The sequence below is a fragment of the Citrobacter sp. KTE30 genome (genome assembly GCF_000398825.1).
Lineage (GTDB): Bacteria > Pseudomonadota > Gammaproteobacteria > Enterobacterales > Enterobacteriaceae > Citrobacter > Citrobacter freundii.
Genome location: NZ_KB976055.1, coordinates 4,142,192 through 4,162,974 on the forward strand (window position 1 = coordinate 4,142,192; position 20,783 = coordinate 4,162,974).

The window sequence follows — 20,783 nt, forward strand, 5'->3', positions numbered from 1 at the left end:
GCGCGGGTGCCACTACACGATTTACATCATGACGACGTCGAACTGCTCCTGGTTATACAGCGGTTCGATTTGTACTTTGACCTGTTTGCCGACAAAGATCTCAACCTCCGCCAGCGCATGTGACTCTTCACCTTTCAGGGTTTCAGCCACTGCCGGAGAGGCATAAACCAGGAAACGATCGGAGTCATATGCATGGTGTACCCGCACGATTTCGCGCATGATTTCATAACATACGGTTTCCACCGTTTTCACCGTACCACGCCCATGGCAGGTTGGACACTCGTTGCACAATACATGTTCCACGCTTTCACGTGTGCGTTTGCGCGTCATCTCCACCAGGCCCAGCTGTGAAAAACCGTTAATGCTGGTTTTTACACGATCCTTGCTCAGAGCCTGCTCCAGGGAGTGCAGTACCCGGCGACGGTGATCTTCATTATTCATGTCGATAAAATCGATAATGATAATGCCGCCGAGGTTACGCAGACGCAGCTGACGAGCAATGGCCTGCGTTGCTTCAATATTAGTATTAAAGATAGTGTCGTCGAGATTACGATGCCCAACAAACGCGCCGGTATTGATGTCGACGGTGGTCATCGCTTCAGTTTGATCGATGATCAGATAACCGCCGGACTTCAGCTCAACCTTGCGTTCCAGCGCGCGCTGGATTTCATTCTCTACGTCAAAGAGATCAAAAATAGGCTGACGCCCGCTGTAATGTTCCAGCTTGCTGGTCATCTCGGGGATATATTCCGCCGTAAATTCCAGTAACGCCTCATAGGTCAGACGGGAGTCGACGCGGATGCGGTCAAGCTGCGCATCAGCAAAGTCACGCAACACGCGCTGTGCCAGTGCCAGTTCACCGTACATCTGGTAGCGCGTTTGCGGGCGCTTTTTACGCTCCATGACTTTTGTCCAGACACGTTTCAGGTAGGCAGCATCCGAGGCCAGATCCTCTTCGCATACGCCTTCTGCCGCCGTGCGAATGATGAAACCACCCTGCTCATCGCAGTAATCCGCCACCACTTTTTTCAGACGTTCGCGTTCCGTTTCGCTTTCGATACGTTGGGATACGCCAACATGCGAGGCCCCCGGCATAAAAACGAGATAACGGGAAGGAAGCGTGATGTCCGTCGTCAGGCGTGCGCCCTTCGTTCCCAAAGGATCTTTTACCACCTGCACCATCAGATCCTGACCCTGGCGCACCAGTTCAGAAATGTCGCGTACGGTGAACTGTTTTTGTTCTTCACCCGCCACGCATTCGGTGTGCGGCATGATGTCAGAAGCGTGAAGAAATGCGGCTTTATCCAGTCCAATATCTACAAAAGCCGCCTGCATACCCGGAAGTACACGACTTACACGACCTTTGTAGATATTGCCTACGATTCCGCGTCGCGCCTCACGTTCAATATGAATTTCCTGCAGAATACCGCCATCAATGTAAGCCACCCGAGTTTCCGATGGCGTTACGTTTACCAACAATTCAGCCGTCATGTTTATCCCTTTTCTCACGCAGTGCGTTAAAATTGGTCAGCAACTCATACGTTTCTACCAGCGGTAAGCCGACTACGGCGTGATAGCTGCCATTTATCTTCCTGACAAAACAGCCACCCAACCCTTGAATACCGTATGCACCTGCTTTATCCATTGGTTCACCGCTGGCAACATAACCCGCGATGTCCTCATCGGTTAGTGCTCTGAATGTCACTTCCGTCACTACCAGGCAGTCCAGACTGTGCTGGCAATCGGCCAGTGCCACGGCCGTCATAACTTGATGCGTTTTGCCCGACAGTTTGCGCAGCATTGCTGCGGCGTGGGCAGCGTCGTGCGGTTTTTCCAGCACTTCGCCATTAAGGATAACGATGGTATCCGCACCCAATACCGGCAAATCGCGCGGTGCCAGCGCTACACCAGCCTGCGCTTTTTCGCGCGCCAGACGGGAAACGTACTGCTGCGCACTTTCCTGCGGGTGCCGCTGTTCTTCAATCCCAGGGATCAGTCGTTCAAACGTAACACCAAGCTGAGCGAGCAACTCCTGACGACGTGGAGAACCTGAAGCAAGATACAGAGTATTCATATCAACCTTATTGCACCGCAAACTGCTGACGGACTTTACGCATCAGTAAGAATAGCCATGGCCAAAGCACGCCATTCACTACACTACTCCAGAACACTTCAGGTCTGAAAGAGACGTTGATCACTAAAAACTCGGCCCAGAAAACAATAATATCCACGACCAGTGATAACAACATGACCACCAGCGCCTGTTGCCAGAGCGCGAGGTTTCGGAATAGCTGGAATTTCAGCGCGACCAGATAAGCAATGATACTCATCGACAATGCGCGCACGCCAAGCGTGGAGCCGCTGATGAGATCCAGTATGGCACCCACCACAAATCCCGTGCCCACATTTACGCGATGCGGCAGCGCCAGGATCCAATACAACAAGATGAGCAGTACCCAGTTTGGCCGGAAAACCAGAATGTCATCCGGCCAGGGCATGACTTGCAGCAACAGTGCAATAAGGAACGAGAGCCAAATCACCCAACGTCCCTGGCTACGATAGCTTGCCACTTACTGTCCTCCCGGCTTACGCGGAGCAGGTTGTGGCGGCGTGGTATCCACAGGCGCAGAAGTCACACCTGTTGCAGGAGTTGGCACTGGCGCAGGCGGCCCCATGGCATCTGGTGCTGGCAGAACTTGCGGCATCATTTGCATCAGACGTTCATTGGCAACGCGGTGTACTTCTTCCGGCGTCATCGGGTTCGCGCCATTACGATCGGCACCCCACAACAGCAACAGATAGCGCAAACGCTGCAGACCCGCGGTCGGGCGAGCCTGAATCACGGTATAAGCGCGCTGAGTGTCCAGCTTAACGGAAGAAACAACAGCAACCGGATAACCTTCAGGGAAACGTCCGCCCAGACCCGAGGTGACCAGCACATCGCCAACGCGAATGTCGGTATTGGCCGGCAGGTGTTCGAGCTGAAGATCGTCAGTGCAGCCGTTACCCGCAGCGATCACGCGAATATCGTTACGCAGAACCTGAATGGGCAGCGCATGCGTCGCATCGCAAATCAGCAGCACGCGGCTCGTCAGTTTAGCCACCGCCACGACCTGACCCACAACGCCTTTGTCACTAATAACCGGCTGACCTTCGTAGACGCCGTTAACGCTCCCTTTGTCGATCACCACCTGATCGCTGTAAGGGTCATTAACCGTTGAGATGACTTGCGTCACCATCTTTTGTTCGTCCTGACGCAATGGCGATCCCAGCAGCTCGCGCAAACGCGCGTTCTCCTGTTTGTATTGCCCCAGCATCAGCAGTTCGCTATTTTTCAGCAGCAGTTCCTGACGCAATGCCCGGTTTTCAAGTTCGAGTTGGTCACGCGAAGCCAGCGTTTGCGACACGCCGTCAAGTAATTCACGAGGACCATTTGAGATAAAGTAGAAAGGACTGACGGCGGTATCCATGTACGTTCGGATTTGACTAAACGTACCCAAGCGGCTGTCGGCAATAATAACGCCGAGCGCCACCAGCACCGCCAGAATAAGGCGAATCTGTAGCGAAGGGCCACGGCTAAAAATTGGCTTCATAGTCTATGCGTATTCTCGTATCAGAGCGGAAGGGCAACCCGCGGGGGCTACCCAACCTGCATCCGATTACTCTTCGCTGAACAGGTCGCCGCCGTGCATGTCGATCATTTCCAGCGCCTTGCCGCCACCGCGCGCCACGCAGGTCAGCGGATCTTCAGCAACAACAACTGGAATACCGGTTTCTTCCATTAACAGACGGTCAAGGTTACGCAGCAGCGCACCGCCACCGGTCAGCACCATACCGCGTTCGGAGATGTCAGACGCCAGTTCCGGCGGGCACTGTTCCAGTGCAACCATTACCGCGCTAACGATACCGGTCAGCGGTTCCTGCAGGGCTTCCAGAATCTCGTTGGAGTTCAGGGTAAAGCCGCGCGGAACGCCTTCAGCCAGGTTACGACCGCGAACTTCGATTTCGCGCACTTCGTCGCCCGGATAAGCGGAACCGATCTCGTGTTTAATACGTTCTGCGGTCGCTTCACCGATCAGAGAACCGTAGTTACGACGAACATAATTAATGATGGCTTCATCAAAGCGGTCGCCGCCAATACGAACAGAAGAGGAGTAAACCACGCCGTTCAGGGAGATAACGGCAACTTCAGTGGTACCACCACCGATATCAACAACCATTGAACCGGTTGCTTCAGAAACTGGCAGACCCGCACCGATCGCAGCCGCCATCGGCTCTTCGATCAGGAAGACTTCACGAGCACCTGCGCCCTGAGCTGATTCACGGATCGCACGGCGTTCAACCTGAGTTGCTCCAACCGGTACACACACCAGTACGCGCGGGCTTGGGCGCATGAAGCTATTGCTGTGCACTTGCTTGATAAAGTGCTGGAGCATTTTTTCAGTCACGAAGAAGTCAGCGATAACGCCGTCTTTCATTGGGCGAATTGCAGCGATATTGCCCGGCGTACGACCCAGCATCTGCTTCGCATCATGACCTACTGCAGCCACGCTTTTCGGCGAACCGGCACGATCCTGACGAATGGCCACAACAGAAGGCTCATTCAATACGATGCCTTGTCCTTTTACATAAATAAGGGTATTCGCGGTACCCAGGTCAATGGACAGGTCATTGGAAAACATGCCACGAAATTTTTTCAACATACTAAGGGATAATCCTGAAAGCTGGGGCGGAAAACAAAATCCGCTTACTTTACCAACCACACGCAGCAGCGACAAGGCGCAAAAATCATCTGCTACGGTGAAAATTAGTGCAGTTCGTTTCCTTTGTTACAAAACCGGCCTGAGTCCATCAGGGCTGAATAAATCAGCAGCACTCCTCGCTTTTGTTTGCAACCTGTCAAAGGTCATTCACCTGCATGTTTGCTGTTACAACCTGGCGAGCAGGCAAGCACACCCCCAGAAGGCACAGCGCGCGTTATTCTACGTGAAAACAAATTAAACGGCAGGTTAAACCGAGTATCTTTGCGAATATTTTTTCACGTTAGTGTCAAGTGGTTGTGATGCAGCAAAAAAATCCCCTTGCCCACCCGCAACTCCGCGTTCTGTCAGCGTATGCCACTCACTACGCGAACGTACGCCCGTAGCGTAAACCTGCGTGGGTGTTCCCGAACAGGCCTCCACCAGGCTTTGAACCAGAAGCTGATTTTCCGTTCGCTTATCAATGTTCCTCACCAGACTTGGATGCAGCTTCAATAACTCAACGTTAAGCTCTTTAATCCAACTGGTGCTCACCAGCGTTAACCCCGCCTGCGTAACGGCAATACGCACGCCCAGCGCATTCATCAATCTGATGACGGGCTGTAACCGGCTGATATGTTGACAGACATCTGCCTCAGCAAGTTCAATAATTATGCGTTTGCGTAATGATTTTTCGCACTGCATCAGCGTATCACGCAGCCAGCGCTGAAAACGTGGGCGAATAAGCGATTCAACCGTTATCTGCATCGCCAGATTTTCCTGCGGCCAGTAACCCAAAAGCAGGGTCAGACGGCTTATCTGCAAACGGTCATACTCTTCAGCCAGGCCAAATTGAAGGACCATCGGCATATATTCCGCCGAAATGACCTCTTCGTTACCATCAAAAATACGGCACATCAGCTCCCGATGGTGCACCCGCCCTTCACGGGTTACTGCAGGCTTTTGATAAATTCTCGGCCCGCCCCGGCTGAGCATCTGTTCGATCAGCGTTCGCCAGCGTACGTTGCCCCGACCTTTTTCCGGCAGCGAGTCATCATAGACCGACCAGCTATTTCCGCCCTGCAATACCGAATTCCGCGTGGCTGCTTCAGCATGATCCATCACTTGCTCCGGCGACTGACCGCTGCGGCAAACGCAAATGCCAATATGAACCATATCGGCACGATCGATCATTTTATTAGCCGGAAGTGCATCTACCGCTTTTAATAATTGCCCGGCAATACTTTCCGCCTCTTTCAACGTGCGGTGTGGCAGCAGGATGGCAAAATCGCTACGGTGGTAGCGCGCCAGCAACGCGCCCGGATAGCGCGTCATAAAAGTCGACAACAAATTGATCAGCGTCGAGATTTGTTCTTCCGCGAGGGTGATTCCCCAGCTATCGCGCAGCAGCGTAAAGTCCGGCAGGCGTACCATCATCACGACGCCATGCGAGCCTACTTTTTCCTGATCTTCCAGCAGCGTGGCCAGTTGGTTATCAAAGAACAGGCGGTTACTTAGCCCAGTTTTTGTATCCTGCGCGACATAGGAACGAATCAGCGTATCCAGGCGGCTGCGTTGCTCGCGAGCATTTTGAATTTCAGTCAGCAGCATATCGAGCGCACTGCTGGTGCGCGCAGGCCATTCATAGACCGTTCCCCGCACGTTTGGCCCACGTTCGCCGTTCAGAATACGTGTGGAACGAATCTCCAGCAGCTCCTGACCCGAAAGCTGGCGCTGAAGCCAGCGCACAGACAAAAAGAGCATCAGAATAATGAAAGCAATGGCTATCGTGAGCGGTGCGGTGGTCAGCAGCGAATGGAAATAGTTACCCATCGGATCCTGATAAACCAGACGCAATGACATGCCCGGATGCTTGACCAACGGTACGGTGATCTCGCGGTAGAGATTGTTCGTCCCTGCCGGTCGGTAGCTACTGGTGCGCGAGTGGTCATACACCACGTGTTCGCCCTGCAACAGTTCGATGCGCACGATATCAACAGAAACCATCAGCTCATCGATTTGCGGGGTTAACGCAACGACATCTCTGGAGACCAGATGCGTATCAATCGCCGTCGCGACCGCCTGCACGCGCGTGGTGAACTTATATTGAATAGCGTTATAGAAACTCAGCGAACAGCCGATCAGAGTCACGAAGATCGTTAACCCAGTAAGCAGCGTGACAAAAGCTGAAAATTTCGTCGTTAATCGCATCCTTGTGTTAACTCCGACAGTTATGAAACAGGCCTGAAAGTGATAAAGCGACCCAAAAATGCAAAACTGAACGCAAAATCCGTCCATTTATACATACAGTGTGGGCATACTACCAAATCAGGTATATCTGGCAATTTATTGCGCAGAATCGGCATCATGTTTTGATTAGCGAGTATAGTCTTCATTAATAATTTTCCAATCCACTATACGAATTGAGGACAGGTTATGCAGGCTTTGATCTTAGAACAGCAGGACGGAAAAACCCTCGCATCCGTTCAACCCCTCGACGAAAATCAGCTACCTGAAGGCGATGTTACGGTGGATATCCACTGGTCAAGCCTGAACTATAAAGATGCTCTGGCTATCACTGGCAAGGGTAAAATCATTCGTAATTTTCCGATGATTCCTGGTATCGATTTCGCCGGTACCGTGCGTGCAAGCGAAGATCCCCGTTTTCATGCGGGTCAGGAAGTGTTACTGACCGGCTGGGGCGTGGGTGAAAATCATTGGGGTGGACTGGCAGAGCGCGCACGCGTGAAAGGCGACTGGCTGGTTGCGCTGCCAAAAGGACTGGATGGGCGTAAAGCCATGGTCATCGGTACCGCCGGCTTTACCGCTATGCTGTGCGTAATGGCGCTTGAAGATGCAGGTATTCGCCCGCAAGACGGTGAAATTGTCGTCACCGGCGCCAGCGGCGGCGTGGGCAGCACAGCCGTTGCGTTACTGCATAAGCTGGGTTATCAGGTTGCGGCGGTTTCGGGCCGTGAAAGCACCCACGACTACCTGAAAAGCCTGGGCGCTAACCGTATTCTTGGCCGCGATGAGTTTGCCGAGTCTCGTCCGCTGGAAAAACAGCTGTGGGCTGGCGCGGTGGATACCGTTGGCGACAAAGTTCTGGCAAAAGTTCTGGCGCAGATGAACTACGGTGGCTGCGTTGCCGCCTGCGGCCTGGCGGGTGGTTTCGCTCTGCCGACCACGGTGATGCCATTCATTCTGCGTAACGTTCGTTTGCAAGGAGTGGACTCGGTGATGACCCCGCCGGCACGCCGTGCAGAGGCCTGGGCGCGTCTGGTTAAGGATCTGCCGGAATCTTTCTATGCCCAGGCGGCAACGGAAATTACGCTGGCGGATGCGCCGAAGTTCGCCGATGCCATCATCAATAACCAGGTGCAAGGCCGTACGCTGGTGAAGGTGAAGTAACAGGCCCTGGCGCAGAAATTTACACTTAATTAACCAAATTTCGCGGCACATCTACAGACTCCCTGCCATATTAACTACGCGTCCCCTGTCAGTTATGACGCGTAAGCCGGGAGTCTGTTATGAAGAAATTACGTCCATTTACAGAAGCCGACATCACTGACGAGTCGGCTTTTTTTATGCAGCGTCGCCAGGTGCTGAAAGCACTAGGGATCAGCGCAGCCGCGTTGTCTTTACCCCACTCTGCTCAGGCTGACCTTCTGAGTTGGTTTAAGGGTAATGACCGCCCGCCCGCACCTGCAGGTAAGCCGCTTGATTTCAGTAAGCCCTCCGCCTGGCAAAATTCACTTCCTTTAACGCCTGCGGATAAGGTTTCTGGCTACAACAACTTCTACGAGTTCGGTCTCGATAAAGCGGATCCGGCAGCCAATGCAGGCAGCCTGAAAACCGATCCGTGGACGTTGCAAATCAGTGGCGAGGTGGCAAAACCACTCACCCTCGATCACGATTCGCTGACCGCCCGTTTCCCGCTGGAAGAACGGATTTATCGGATGCGCTGCGTGGAAGCCTGGTCAATGGTCGTGCCGTGGATCGGCTTTCCGTTACATAAACTGCTGGCGCAGGTTGAACCCACCAGCAACGCAAAGTATGTCGCGTTCGAAACGCTGTACGCACCGGATGATATGCCGGGACAGAAAGATCGCTTTATTGGCGGCGGGCTAAAATATCCCTATGTTGAAGGACTGCGTCTGGATGAAGCAATGCACCCACTCACACTGCTTACTGTGGGGGTTTATGGTAAGGCCCTTCCGCCACAAAATGGCGCGCCCATTCGCTTAATTGTGCCGTGGAAATATGGATTTAAAGGCATTAAGTCGATCGTGAGTATCAAACTCACGCGCGAACGCCCTCCGACAACCTGGAATCTGGCCGCGCCCAATGAATACGGATTTTATGCCAACGTGAATCCGCATGTCGATCACCCCCGCTGGTCCCAGGCCACTGAGCGTTTTATTGGCGCAGGCGGTATCCTGGACGTACAGCGTCAGCCCACGCTGATGTTTAACGGCTATGCCGAAGAGGTTGCATCACTGTATCGCGGACTCAATTTGCAGGAGAATTTTTAAGTGCGTCTGACCGCAAAGCACATTATCAGGCTGAAAGTTTGCCTGCATCTTGCCGGATTATTGCCGTTTATCTGGCTATTTTGGGCGGTAAATCACGGCGGCCTGAGCGCCGATCCGGTCAAAGATATCCAGCACTTTACCGGTAGGACAGCTCTGAAATTCTTGCTGGCGACCTTGCTGGTCTCTCCACTCACGCGCTACGCTAAACAGCCATTATTGATACGCACACGTCGTCTGTTAGGGCTATGGTGTTTCGCCTGGGCAACGCTGCATTTAACCAGCTACGCGTTACTGGAGCTGGGCATTAATAATCTGGCGTTATTAGGGCGCGAATTACTTACGCGACCTTATTTAACATTGGGCATTGCTAGCTGGGTCATATTATTCGCCCTCACCTTAACGTCTACGCAAGCTGCACAGAGAATGCTGGGTAAAAAATGGCAGTATCTGCACAACTTCGTCTATCTTGTGGCGATCCTGGCACCCATACATTATCTGTGGTCGGTAAAAATTATCTCCCCTCAACCGATTATTTATGCAGCGCTCGCGGCGGTGCTGTTAGCGTGCCGTTACAAGAAGTTTCGCCAGTGGTGGCGGTAGTTTCACGTTATGTGCAGTGCGTTGCAAAACACGGACGATCCGATTTTCTTTACATGTTAACGGTTGATTATCTTCCCTGATAAGACCAGTATTTAGCTGCCAATTGCTACGAAATAGTTATAATGTGCGACTTTGCTATCCCCGGTAGCGTTTTTAAAGCGCTGAAAGGGTGACAATCGCATATTGAAGGTATATTTTGTCTTTTACCCGAAAATGGCAGAAGATAGCCGCACAATGACTAACAAGTCTGGCAATCTCATTTAATGGCAGCAGCACCCAGTGCAGCGCCTGAGATGCGTGGCATCTTGTCACTCACTGTTATAAAAATGCTATACAGACGGCGGTAAAACGCTTGTCACAATCTCACTAAACAAAGAGTACGGAACCCACTCATGGATATTCGTAAGATTAAAAAACTGATCGAGCTGGTTGAAGAATCAGGCATCTCCGAACTGGAAATTTCTGAAGGCGAAGAATCTGTACGCATCAGCCGTGCAGCGCCAGCTGCAAGTTTTCCGATGATGCAACAGGCTTATGCTGCACCAGTGATGCAGCAGCCAGCTCTGTCTAACGCTGTCGCACAAACTGCCTCTCCAAGTATGGAAGCTCCGGCAGCAGCGGAAATCAGTGGTCACATCGTACGCTCCCCAATGGTTGGTACGTTCTACCGCACCCCGAGCCCGGATGCGAAAGCGTTCATCGAAATCGGCCAGAAAGTGAATGCGGGCGATACCCTGTGCATCGTTGAAGCCATGAAAATGATGAACCAGATCGAAGCCGACAAATCCGGCGTAGTTAAAGCGATTCTGGTAGAAAGCGGTCAACCGGTAGAATTTGACGAGCCGCTGGTCGTCATCGAATAACGAGGCGAACATGTTGGATAAAATTGTTATCGCCAACCGCGGCGAGATTGCCTTGCGTATTCTTCGTGCCTGTAAAGAACTGGGCATCAAGACTGTCGCGGTGCATTCAAGCGCGGATCGCGATTTAAAACACGTATTGCTGGCGGATGAGACGGTCTGTATTGGCCCGGCAGCATCCGTAAAAAGCTATCTGAACATCCCGGCTATCATTAGCGCTGCTGAAATCACTGGCGCGGTGGCAATTCACCCGGGTTATGGCTTCCTCTCTGAGAACGCCAACTTTGCTGAACAGGTAGAACGTTCCGGCTTTATCTTCATCGGCCCGAAAGCCGACACCATCCGCCTGATGGGTGACAAAGTGTCCGCAATCACCGCGATGAAGAAAGCAGGTGTACCAACAGTCCCAGGCTCTGACGGCCCGCTGGGTGATGACATGGACGCTAACCGCGCTCATGCTAAACGCATCGGTTATCCGGTTATCATCAAAGCCTCCGGCGGCGGCGGCGGTCGCGGTATGCGCGTCGTGCGCAGCGATGCCGAACTGGCACAATCCATCTCCATGACCAAAGCGGAAGCGAAAGCGGCTTTCAACAACGACATGGTTTACATGGAGAAGTACCTGGAAAACCCACGCCACATTGAGATTCAGGTGCTGGCAGACGGTCAGGGTAACGCAATTTATCTGGCAGAGCGTGACTGCTCCATGCAGCGTCGTCACCAGAAAGTTGTCGAAGAAGCACCTGCACCGGGCATTACTCCGGAACTGCGTCGCTACATCGGCGAGCGTTGCGCCAAAGCCTGTGTTGATATCGGCTATCGCGGGGCGGGTACTTTCGAGTTCCTGTTCGAAAACGGCGAGTTCTACTTCATTGAGATGAACACCCGTATTCAGGTTGAACACCCGGTAACCGAAATGATCACCGGCGTTGACCTGATCAAAGAGCAACTGCGCATCGCAGCGGGTCAACCGCTGTCCATCAAGCAGGACGAAGTTGTGGTTAAAGGCCATGCGGTAGAATGCCGTATCAATGCCGAAGACCCGAACACCTTCCTGCCAAGCCCGGGTAAAATCACGCGTTTCCACGCGCCGGGTGGTTTTGGTGTGCGTTGGGAGTCTCATATTTACGCAGGCTACACCGTACCTCCGTACTATGACTCAATGATCGGTAAGCTGATCTGCTATGGCGAAAACCGCGACGTCGCTATCGCCCGTATGAAAAACGCCTTGCAGGAACTGATCATCGACGGTATCAAAACCAACGTTGACCTGCAGATCCGTATCATGAATGACGAGCACTTCCAGCACGGTGGAACCAATATCCACTATCTGGAGAAAAAACTCGGACTTCAGGAAAAGTAAGCGTGCGTTAACCAAAAAGGCCGGAAATTCCGGCCTTTTGTTTTTCTCCCCTCCCGCACGTGCCATAAGGTACAATCCCCGCTTTCTTTATCCACAAGGGACAAAAAATGGACGCTCGTTTTGTTCAGGCCCATAAAGAGGCGCGCTGGGCGCTGTGGCTAACCCTTTTATATCTGGTTACATGGTTAGTGACCGCTTACTTACCTGATTCAACGCTGGGTTTTACCGGCTTACCGCACTGGTTCGAAATGGCCTGCCTGCTAACGCCGCTGGTTTTCATCGTGCTGTGCTGGGCGATGGTGAAGTTTATCTATCGCGACATTTCGTTGGAGGATGACGATGCAGCTTGAAGTTATTTTACCGCTGGTCGCCTATCTTCTGGTGGTCTTCGGTCTTTCTGTTTACGCCATGCGTAAGAGAGTGACCGGTACCTTCCTGAATGAATATTTCCTTGGCAGCCGTTCCATGGGCGGGGTCGTGTTAGCGATGACGCTAACGGCAACCTACATTAGCGCCAGCTCGTTTATTGGCGGCCCTGGCGCTGCTTACAAATACGGACTGGGATGGGTGCTGCTGGCGATGATCCAGTTGCCTGCCGTCTGGCTCTCATTGGGGATTCTTGGTAAGAAATTCGCGATTCTGGCGCGTCGTTATAATGCTGTTACCCTCAACGATATGCTGTTTGCGCGCTACCAGAGCCGCCTGCTGGTGTGGCTGGCGAGTCTCAGCCTGCTGGTCGCGTTTGTCGGAGCAATGACCGTACAGTTTATTGGCGGCGCACGTCTGCTTGAAACCGCAGCGGGCATTCCTTACGAAACTGGATTGCTGATTTTTGGCGTCAGTATCGCATTGTATACGGCGTTCGGCGGATTTCGCGCCAGTGTACTGAACGATACCATGCAGGGTATGGTGATGCTGATTGGAACTATCGTTTTGCTGGTCGGCGTCGTCCATGCTGCCGGTGGCCTTAGCAATGCGGTGGTAACCCTGCAGACTATCGATCCTAAACTGGTCTCGCCGCAGGGCGCTGATGACATTTTGTCACCCACGTTTATGACCTCATTTTGGGTATTGGTGTGTTTTGGCGTAATTGGACTGCCGCATACGGCGGTACGCTGCATCTCTTATAAAGACAGTAAAGCGGTACACCGCGGCATTATCATCGGCACCATAGTGGTGGCGATCCTGATGTTTGGTATGCATCTGGCGGGTGCTCTGGGACGGGCGGTAATCCCTGACCTGACGGTACCAGACCTGGTTATCCCTACGCTGATGGTCAAAGTCTTGCCGCCGATCGCTGCCGGGATCTTCCTTGCGGCTCCCATGGCCGCGATCATGTCGACGATCAATGCCCAATTGCTGCAAAGTTCCGCTACGATCATTAAGGATCTGTACCTGAACCTTCGTCCGGAACAGCTTAAAAATGAAACCCGGCTGAAGCGCATGTCAGCAGTGATTACCCTATTGCTGGGCGCGTTACTGTTGCTGGCCGCCTGGAAACCACCAGAGATGATTATCTGGCTGAATCTGCTGGCGTTTGGCGGGCTGGAAGCCGTCTTCCTGTGGCCGCTGGTGCTGGGCCTGTACTGGGAGCGAGCAAACGCGGCTGGCGCATTGAGCGCGATGATTGTCGGCGGCGTGCTTTATGCTTTACTCGCCACCTTTAACGTTCAGTTCCAGGGCTTCCATCCGATCGTGCCCTCGTTACTGATAAGCTTGCTGGCTTTCCTGATCGGCAACCGTTTCGGTTCCGCCGTCCCGCAAGTCGCCATATTGACTACTGATAAATAAAGAGTTTTGCCATGCCATGGATCCAACTGAAACTGAACACGACCGGTGCCAACGCTGAAGAGTTGAGCGATGCGCTGATGGAAGCGGGCTCCGTTTCCATTACTTTCCAGGATACGCATGATACGCCGGTATTTGAACCTCTGCCGGGCGAGACTCGCCTGTGGGGTGATACCGACGTTATCGGCTTGTTCGATGCAGAAACCGACATGAAAGAAGTTGTTGCCATCCTGGAACAGCATCCGCTGCTGGGTGAAGGCTTCGTGCATAAAATCGAACAGCTCGAAGACAAAGACTGGGAACGCGAATGGATGGATAACTTCCACCCAATGCGCTTTGGCGAACGTCTGTGGATTTGCCCGAGCTGGCGCGATGTCCCGGATGAGAATGCTGTCAACGTGATGCTGGACCCGGGTCTGGCGTTTGGTACAGGCACGCACCCCACCACCTCTCTGTGCCTGCAATGGCTGGACGGTCTTGATCTTAACGGTAAAACGGTTATCGACTTTGGCTGCGGCTCCGGCATTCTTGCCATTGCGGCACTGAAACTGGGTGCGGCGAAAGCCATTGGCGTGGATATCGATCCGCAAGCGATTCAGGCCAGCCGTGATAACGCCCAGCGTAATGGTGTTTCTGAGCGTCTGGAGCTTTATCTGCCGAAAGACCAGCCAGAGGCGATGAAAGCCGACGTGGTGGTCGCCAACATCCTTGCTGGCCCATTACGTGAACTGGCTCCGTTAATCAGCGTACTGCCCGTAGAAGGCGGTTTGCTGGGGCTTTCTGGTATTCTTGCCAGCCAGGCGGAAAGCGTCTGTGAAGCCTATGCCGATCTCTTTACGCTCGATCCGGTTATCGAGAAAGAAGAATGGTGCCGCATTACCGGTCATAAAAAATAATCCCTTCCGGCGTGGTTATCTGACCACGCCATTTTCAGACAATAGACCAGCACAGCGATACCTCTCCTCGGGATACAATATTTAATTGATTTTGTTAATTTTTATATTGTTTTCGTTGAGTGTACGTATGCATTTCTATCGTTTTACAACAACTTTACTAACAGCATGCTTGATGCCTCTGACAACGCTGGCCACATCATGGGGATATACCGGAGAGAACGGCCCTGCGCAGTGGGGAGAAATCAGCAAAGCGTATGCAACGTGCCAGACCGGAATAAATCAATCACCCATTGATATCCAGACCGCCACCACCAATAAACTCGGCCTTCCTGCGCTCAGCATACAATACGTCGACGGCCCAACAAGATTTCGTAGCATCAACCATACGCTGCAGGCAACAATGAGTCGCTATACCGCAAACTATATTAATATTGATGACAAGATTTATTACCTGAAACAATTAGATTTTCACGCGCCGAGCGAACATACCCTCAACGGTAGAACCTATCCTCTGGAGCTGCAGTTAGTCCACAAAAACCAACACGGAGACATCGCCATCGTAGCGGTCATGTTTGATATCGACGAACCTAACCAGGCGATTCAAAATCTGTGGGAGTCCTTTCCAACCATGACGGACAATAGCATGCCCATTTTTTCGCCAGTCAATATCAACCAGCTTTTACCCGACGATAAAACATACTGGCGCTATAGCGGTTCGCTAACTACACCTCCCTGCACCGAAGGCGTCACCTGGGCTGTCCTGAAAACGCCTGTTGCTCTTTCAGCCGAACAGTTGGATAAATTTCACTACATTGTTGGGCCTGCAAACAATCGCCCGCTGCAGCCGTTGAATGAACGCAAGATTACGGACAGCTATTCTGGGGATACCGAGATCCTGTACTAAAATGAGGTAGCGATCACACAATGGCGAGGTGATTTGCTGATTAATTCAGCAGAATATCTTGTCAGTACCTTCTGCTGCTGAAGAAAAAATGAGAAGTTACGCAAAATTATATGTGTATATAAAATCGACACATTTTTATAATACAATGATTTATATGATTAAATATTTTCATGCGTTCACATTTACGGCAATTCATTGATCCACCTCAGTGGATTGGTCAAAGTTTGGCCTTTCATCTCGTGCGAAAAATGCGTAATATACGCCGCCTTGCAGTCACAGTATGGTCATTTCTTAACTCATGCGCATCGGACAATACCAGCTCAGAAATCGCCTGATCGCAGCACCTATGGCTGGCATCACTGACAGACCATTCAGGACGCTGTGCTATGAGATGGGAGCAGGATTGACGGTATCCGAGATGATGTCTTCTAACCCTCAGGTTTGGGAAAGTGACAAGTCTCGTTTACGGATGGTGCACGTTGATGAGCCAGGAATTCGCACGGTGCAAATTGCCGGTAGCGACCCTGTTGAGATGGCCGATGCCGCACGTATTAACGTGGAAAGCGGCGCCCAGATTATTGATATCAATATGGGGTGTCCGGCTAAAAAAGTGAATCGTAAGCTCGCAGGTTCAGCCCTCTTGCAGTACCCGGATTTAGTGAAGTCGATACTAACCGAGGTCGTCAATGCAGTGGACGTTCCTGTCACACTCAAGATTCGCACCGGCTGGGCTCCGGAACACCGTAACTGCGTAGAGATTGCCCAACTGGCTGAAGATTGTGGCATTCAGGCTCTGACCATTCATGGACGCACCCGCGCCTGTTTGTTCAATGGAGATGCTGAGTACGACAGTATTCGGGCAGTTAAGCAGAAAGTTTCCATTCCGATTATCGCGAATGGCGACATTACTGACCCGCATAAAGCCAGAGCTGTACTCGACTATACGGGGGCAGATGCCCTGATGATAGGACGTGCAGCTCAGGGAAGACCCTGGATCTTTCGGGAAATCCAGCATTATCTGGACACTGGGGAGCTGCTGCCCCCGCTGCCTCTGGCAGAGGTGAAGCGCTTGCTTTGTGCGCACGTTCGGGAACTGCACGACTTTTATGGTCAGGCAAAAGGGTACCGAATTGCGCGTAAACACGTATCCTGGTATCTCCAGGAACACGCTCCGGATGACCAGTTTCGGCGCACATTCAACGCCATTGAAGATTCCAGCGAACAGCTGGCGGCGTTGGAGGCATACTTCGAAAATTTTGCGTAAACAGAAATAAAGAGCTGACAGAACTATGTTCGAACAACGCGTAAATTCTGACGTACTGACCGTTTCTACCGTTAACTCTCAGGACCAGGTAACTCAAAAGCCCCTGCGTGACTCGGTTAAACAGGCACTGAAGAACTATTTTGCTCAATTGAATGGTCAGGATGTTAACGATCTCTATGAGCTGGTACTGGCTGAAGTAGAACAGCCCCTGTTGGACATGGTGATGCAATACACCCGCGGTAACCAGACCCGTGCTGCCCTGATGATGGGCATCAACCGTGGTACGCTGCGTAAAAAACTGAAAAAATACGGCATGAACTGATACTAATCAGTTAAATGTTTGTTTTAAAAGGCGCTACTCGGCATGGGGAAGCGCCTTTTTTATTAACTTCACACGGGAGGCTTTGGCGATGAACGCAAGATGTGAACCTGTCTATTTTGGCGATGAATCTAAAAAGATAATCCTGGGTGATGCACTGACCGAACTGAAAAAGCTGTCTTCTGAAAGCATCGATCTCATTTTTGCCGATCCACCTTATAACATCGGTAAAGATTTTGACGGGATGGTGGAGTCCTGGGATGAAGAGGCTTTTCTGGCGTGGCTGTTTGAGTGCATTGACGAGTGCCATCGCATTCTCAAACCGCACGGCACCATGTACATCATGAACAGTACGGAGAACATGCCGTATATTGACCTCAAATGCCGCCAGCTCTTTACTATCAAGAGCCGTATCGTGTGGTCATACGATAGCTCAGGGGTACAGGCCAAAAATTACTTTGGTTCGATGTATGAACCGATCCTGATGATGGTAAAAGATCAGAAAAACTACACATTTAATCGTGACGATATTCTGGTTGAAGCCAAAACCGGGGCTCAACGTGCGCTAATAGACTACAGAAAAAACCCACCGCAGCCATACAATCAGAAAAAAGTGCCGGGAAATGTCTGGGAGTTCCCACGCGTTCGCTATCTGATGGACGAATACGAAAACCACCCCACCCAGAAACCCAAAGCCCTCCTGGAGCGTATAATTCTGGCATCCTCGAACCCAGATGACAGGGTACTGGATCCGTTTGCCGGCAGCTTCACCACCGGTGCCACCGCCGTGGAATTGGGTCGCAAGTTTGTCGGGATTGAGATCAATGTTGAATACGTAAAAATGGGGCTCAGAAGACTGAGTATCGGTTCTCATTTTTCAGAAATTGAGCTTGCCAAGGTGAAAAAACGTAAGACAAAAAACCTGTCTAAAAAGAGTCGATTGACGGCAAAGAGCGGCGATCTTTCAACAAAGTAAAGGCATTGTAAGTCTGCTTTTCAGGTTACAGATTTCGTGTATATTCCCTGCACGCTTGGGCATGAATACACAGGGTTTGGTAATGATTCGCAAGTATTGGTGGCTGGTTGTTTTTGCAGTATTCGTTTTTCTTTTTGATGCGCTGCTCATCCAATGGATAGAGCTGATGACAACAGAGCACGATAAGTGCCGGAATATGAACTCAGTGAATCCCCTTAAGCTGGTCAACTGCGTCGACCTCGAATAGCGCCACCAACCCCACTTCAGCAGCCGTCAGGCCTGGCGGCTAAAACTACCCCACCTGACTCTCACTCTGCGCTAATTGCCTTACGCTACCATCTGGGCTTAACATTTTTAATACATTATCAACTAATACTGGCGCTTGTTTATAAAGATCATAACTCATTGGATTAATGAGCCAGTTTTTAACAATGCCACTAAAACTCCCATGAAGAATAATTATTATAACGTCTAAATCAAGGCTGGTTGCGATAAGTCCGTCGTCCATACATTTTTGCAAGGCAATGCGCATACCCAGATGATTGATACCAATTTTTTCACGAATAGCCTGTTCCGATATCATATCGTTATGGAATTCACATTTATGATATAAAATTTGCATTAATGCCTGCTGGCGAGGATTCTGCGCAATATATTGCAACCCCACAACTAACTTTTCACGCAGTCGCTGTAAAGGATTATCTCCCCAACGGCCAATAAGCTGGTCCTGAATAAGATCGCGCAATGGCGGTTGTTGTAACCATAGTTCATTAAACAATTGCGTCTTGTTTTCAAAATGCCAATACAGCGCCCCCCGCGTCACGCTGGCGGCGTCTGCAATGTCGTTTAGCGTCGTATTGCTTACGCCACGTGCGGCAAACTGTACAATCGCTGTTTCTATCAGGTGCTGCCGCGTTTTGAGGGCATCAGCTTTCGTTTTTCTGGCCATGGTTTCAGCTGTTTGAGGTAAGGGTAAGGTAGAGAATGATTAACTTTCTTATCTAATATTTGCTAAACGCAATAAATGTATCACTTAGCATTTATTTAAACGAGCCCTAAAAAATATTATTACTGACTTTGCACACAAATAAACAAAACAAATACCAACAATAAATACATTCATAAACCAAATGCTTATTTCAATTTGTGTTTATACGCATCATAGTATTGCTATTAACACCTCAATGAAACAACAGTCGATTAATCTCTTTTTGCTTTTACGTGCCGTGAATCGCACCCATAAATAAGTATTACTTACATCGCTAGCTAATAATTTGTAGGATAGCCAACTATTATTTTCTCTTGTGCGCGTTATCGCCCCTGCATTACCCGGTTAATAACGAGCGTTCGGTTTTTTAAGGAATTGAAATGACGAAAAATGCCAGGTTTTCACTCCTGCCCTCATTCATCATCGTCTCCGCTGCATTACTCGCCGGTTGTAACGATCAGGGAGAAACACAAGCTCATCCCGCAGAACCGCAGGTGACTGTTCATGTCGTCGAAAAGGCTCCTTTAGCTGTAACGACCGAATTACCCGGGCGCACAACGGCATTCCGAATTGCAGAAGTCCGTCCCCAGGTCAGCGGGATAGTGCTTAAACGGAATTTCACTGAGGGAAGCGATATTGAAGCCGGACAGTCGCTTTATCAGATCGATCCCGCGACTTACCAGGCCGACTATGACAGCGCCAAAGGTGAACTGGCGAAGAGTGAAGCGGCTGCTGCAATCGCGCATTTAACGGTAAAACGCTATGTGCCATTGGTTGGCACCAAGTACATCAGCCAGCAAGAGTACGATCAGGCAATTGCTGATGCTCGTCAGGCCGATGCCTCCGTGATCGCGGCAAAAGCGGCGGTCGAAGGCGCGCGTATCAATCTGGCCTACACAAAAGTGACATCGCCGATTAGCGGACGCATCGGTAAATCTAACGTCACCGAAGGCGCATTAGTCACGAATGGCCAGGCTACAGAGCTTGCTACCGTTCAACAACTCGATCCCATTTACGTCGACGTAACACAGTCCAGTAACGACTTTATGCGCCTCAAACAGTCTGTTGAACAAGGGAGTCTGCATAAAGACAGCACCAGCAGTACGGTCGAACTGGTGATGGAAAATGGTCAGTCATACCCGCTAAAAGGCTCTTTGCAGTTTTCTGATGTGACGGTTGATGAAAGCACCGGATCAATCACCCTCAGAGCCGTATTCCCTAACCCAGAGCATACGCTGTTGCCGGGCATGTTTGTGCGCGCGCGCATTGATGAAGGTGTTCAGCCAAATGCCATTCTCGTTCCGCAGCAGGGGGTAACGCGTACGCCTCGCGGCGATGCCACCGTAATGGTCGTCAATGACAAGAGTCAGGTTGAGTCTCACGCAGTCGTTGCCGCACAAGCCATTGGCGACAAATGGCTTATCAGCGAAGGCCTGCAACCGGGGGACAAAGTTATCGTGAGCGGCTTACAGAAAGCACGTCCAGGCGTTCAGGTTAAAGCAACCGCCGATACCGAAACTCCTGCCACGAAAGCCCAATAAGGTAACCGGA

General features: G+C 51.2%; 21 protein-coding genes. 14 read left to right on the forward strand and 7 right to left on the reverse strand.

The window, feature by feature from the left end:
* Positions 1-21 precede the first annotated feature (21 nt).
* The 6 genes from rng to csrD all read right to left on the reverse strand — a co-directional run bounded on the left by rng (position 22) and on the right by csrD (position 6,950).
* Positions 22-1,491: a ribonuclease G gene (gene rng, locus WC1_RS03600; RefSeq protein WP_003025190.1), complete on the reverse strand. Its 1,470-nt coding sequence runs from the start codon at positions 1,489-1,491 to the stop codon at positions 22-24.
* Entirely contained in the window at positions 1,481-2,074 is a 594-nt protein-coding gene (locus tag WC1_RS03595) for a Maf family protein (RefSeq protein WP_003839891.1), read from the reverse strand. The genes rng and WC1_RS03595 overlap by 11 nt, the downstream gene beginning before the upstream one ends.
* A gap of 7 nt (positions 2,075-2,081) precedes the next feature.
* Complete coding sequence (gene mreD, locus WC1_RS03590; RefSeq protein ID WP_003025196.1) at positions 2,082-2,570, reverse strand: rod shape-determining protein MreD; 489 nt, start codon at positions 2,568-2,570, stop codon at positions 2,082-2,084.
* Positions 2,571-3,593 (reverse strand): rod shape-determining protein MreC, encoded by a 1,023-nt coding sequence (mreC, locus tag WC1_RS03585; protein ID WP_003844819.1) that lies wholly within the window; start codon positions 3,591-3,593, stop codon positions 2,571-2,573. It lies immediately after the preceding gene.
* A 66-nt stretch (positions 3,594-3,659) separates the two neighbouring features.
* Positions 3,660-4,703 (reverse strand): rod shape-determining protein MreB, encoded by a 1,044-nt coding sequence (gene mreB, locus WC1_RS03580; RefSeq protein WP_000913396.1) that lies wholly within the window; start codon positions 4,701-4,703, stop codon positions 3,660-3,662.
* 306 nt (positions 4,704-5,009) lie between these two features.
* Positions 5,010-6,950 carry an RNase E specificity factor CsrD gene (gene csrD / locus WC1_RS03575; RefSeq protein WP_016151068.1) on the reverse strand — a complete coding sequence of 647 codons (1,941 nt, stop codon included), beginning with the start codon at positions 6,948-6,950 and terminating at the stop codon, positions 5,010-5,012.
* 225 nt (positions 6,951-7,175) lie between these two features.
* Between csrD and WC1_RS03570 the strand changes: the two genes are divergently transcribed.
* From WC1_RS03570 to WC1_RS24125, 13 genes are all read left to right on the forward strand, one after another.
* Positions 7,176-8,150: an acrylyl-CoA reductase (NADPH) gene (locus WC1_RS03570; RefSeq protein ID WP_016151069.1), complete on the forward strand. Its 975-nt coding sequence runs from the start codon at positions 7,176-7,178 to the stop codon at positions 8,148-8,150.
* Between the two features lie 119 nt (positions 8,151-8,269).
* Positions 8,270-9,274 carry a protein-methionine-sulfoxide reductase catalytic subunit MsrP gene (gene msrP, locus WC1_RS03565; RefSeq protein ID WP_016151070.1) on the forward strand — a complete coding sequence of 335 codons (1,005 nt, stop codon included), beginning with the start codon at positions 8,270-8,272 and terminating at the stop codon, positions 9,272-9,274.
* Positions 9,275-9,874 carry a protein-methionine-sulfoxide reductase heme-binding subunit MsrQ gene (gene msrQ / locus WC1_RS03560; RefSeq protein ID WP_016151071.1) on the forward strand — a complete coding sequence of 200 codons (600 nt, stop codon included), beginning with the start codon at positions 9,275-9,277 and terminating at the stop codon, positions 9,872-9,874. It begins immediately after the preceding gene.
* Between the two features lie 392 nt (positions 9,875-10,266).
* Positions 10,267-10,737, forward strand: a complete 471-nt coding sequence (accB, locus tag WC1_RS03555; RefSeq protein ID WP_003025210.1) for an acetyl-CoA carboxylase biotin carboxyl carrier protein — start codon at positions 10,267-10,269, stop codon at positions 10,735-10,737.
* 10 nt (positions 10,738-10,747) lie between these two features.
* Entirely contained in the window at positions 10,748-12,097 is a 1,350-nt protein-coding gene (gene accC / locus WC1_RS03550; RefSeq protein WP_003025213.1) for an acetyl-CoA carboxylase biotin carboxylase subunit, read from the forward strand.
* 107 nt (positions 12,098-12,204) lie between these two features.
* Positions 12,205-12,447, forward strand: coding sequence for a YhdT family protein (locus WC1_RS03545; protein ID WP_003025216.1), 243 nt, complete (start codon positions 12,205-12,207; stop codon positions 12,445-12,447).
* Complete coding sequence (gene panF, locus WC1_RS03540; protein ID WP_016151072.1) at positions 12,437-13,888, forward strand: sodium/pantothenate symporter; 1,452 nt, start codon at positions 12,437-12,439, stop codon at positions 13,886-13,888. The genes WC1_RS03545 and panF overlap by 11 nt, the downstream gene beginning before the upstream one ends.
* An 11-nt stretch (positions 13,889-13,899) precedes the next feature.
* Complete coding sequence (prmA, locus tag WC1_RS03535) at positions 13,900-14,781, forward strand: 50S ribosomal protein L11 methyltransferase (protein ID WP_016151073.1); 882 nt, start codon at positions 13,900-13,902, stop codon at positions 14,779-14,781.
* Between the two features lie 172 nt (positions 14,782-14,953).
* On the forward strand, positions 14,954-15,685 hold the full coding sequence (locus WC1_RS03530) for a carbonic anhydrase (protein WP_231385730.1): 732 nt from the start codon (positions 14,954-14,956) through the stop codon (positions 15,683-15,685).
* A 298-nt stretch (positions 15,686-15,983) separates the two neighbouring features.
* Complete coding sequence (gene dusB, locus WC1_RS03525) at positions 15,984-16,949, forward strand: tRNA dihydrouridine synthase DusB (RefSeq protein WP_003025224.1); 966 nt, start codon at positions 15,984-15,986, stop codon at positions 16,947-16,949.
* A 25-nt stretch (positions 16,950-16,974) separates the two neighbouring features.
* On the forward strand, positions 16,975-17,271 hold the full coding sequence (gene fis / locus WC1_RS03520) for a DNA-binding transcriptional regulator Fis (RefSeq protein ID WP_000462905.1): 297 nt from the start codon (positions 16,975-16,977) through the stop codon (positions 17,269-17,271).
* Between the two features lie 88 nt (positions 17,272-17,359).
* Positions 17,360-18,244, forward strand: a complete 885-nt coding sequence (gene yhdJ / locus WC1_RS03515; RefSeq protein ID WP_016151075.1) for an adenine-specific DNA-methyltransferase — start codon at positions 17,360-17,362, stop codon at positions 18,242-18,244.
* An 82-nt stretch (positions 18,245-18,326) separates the two neighbouring features.
* On the forward strand, positions 18,327-18,491 hold the full coding sequence (locus WC1_RS24125) for a DUF2556 family protein (RefSeq protein ID WP_003025279.1): 165 nt from the start codon (positions 18,327-18,329) through the stop codon (positions 18,489-18,491).
* 45 nt (positions 18,492-18,536) lie between these two features.
* On the opposite strand, the gene envR is transcribed toward WC1_RS24125, so the two are convergent.
* Complete coding sequence (envR, locus tag WC1_RS03505; RefSeq protein WP_003025283.1) at positions 18,537-19,193, reverse strand: acrEF/envCD operon transcriptional regulator; 657 nt, start codon at positions 19,191-19,193, stop codon at positions 18,537-18,539.
* Positions 19,194-19,612: 419 nt separating this feature from the next.
* Here envR and WC1_RS03500 point away from each other — a divergent pair, with 419 nt between their 5' ends.
* The gene (locus tag WC1_RS03500; RefSeq protein ID WP_016151076.1) at positions 19,613-20,773 is read left to right on the forward strand and encodes an efflux RND transporter periplasmic adaptor subunit; all 1,161 of its coding nucleotides are present in this window, start codon (positions 19,613-19,615) and stop codon (positions 20,771-20,773) included.
* The last annotated feature ends 10 nt before the right edge of the window (positions 20,774-20,783 follow it).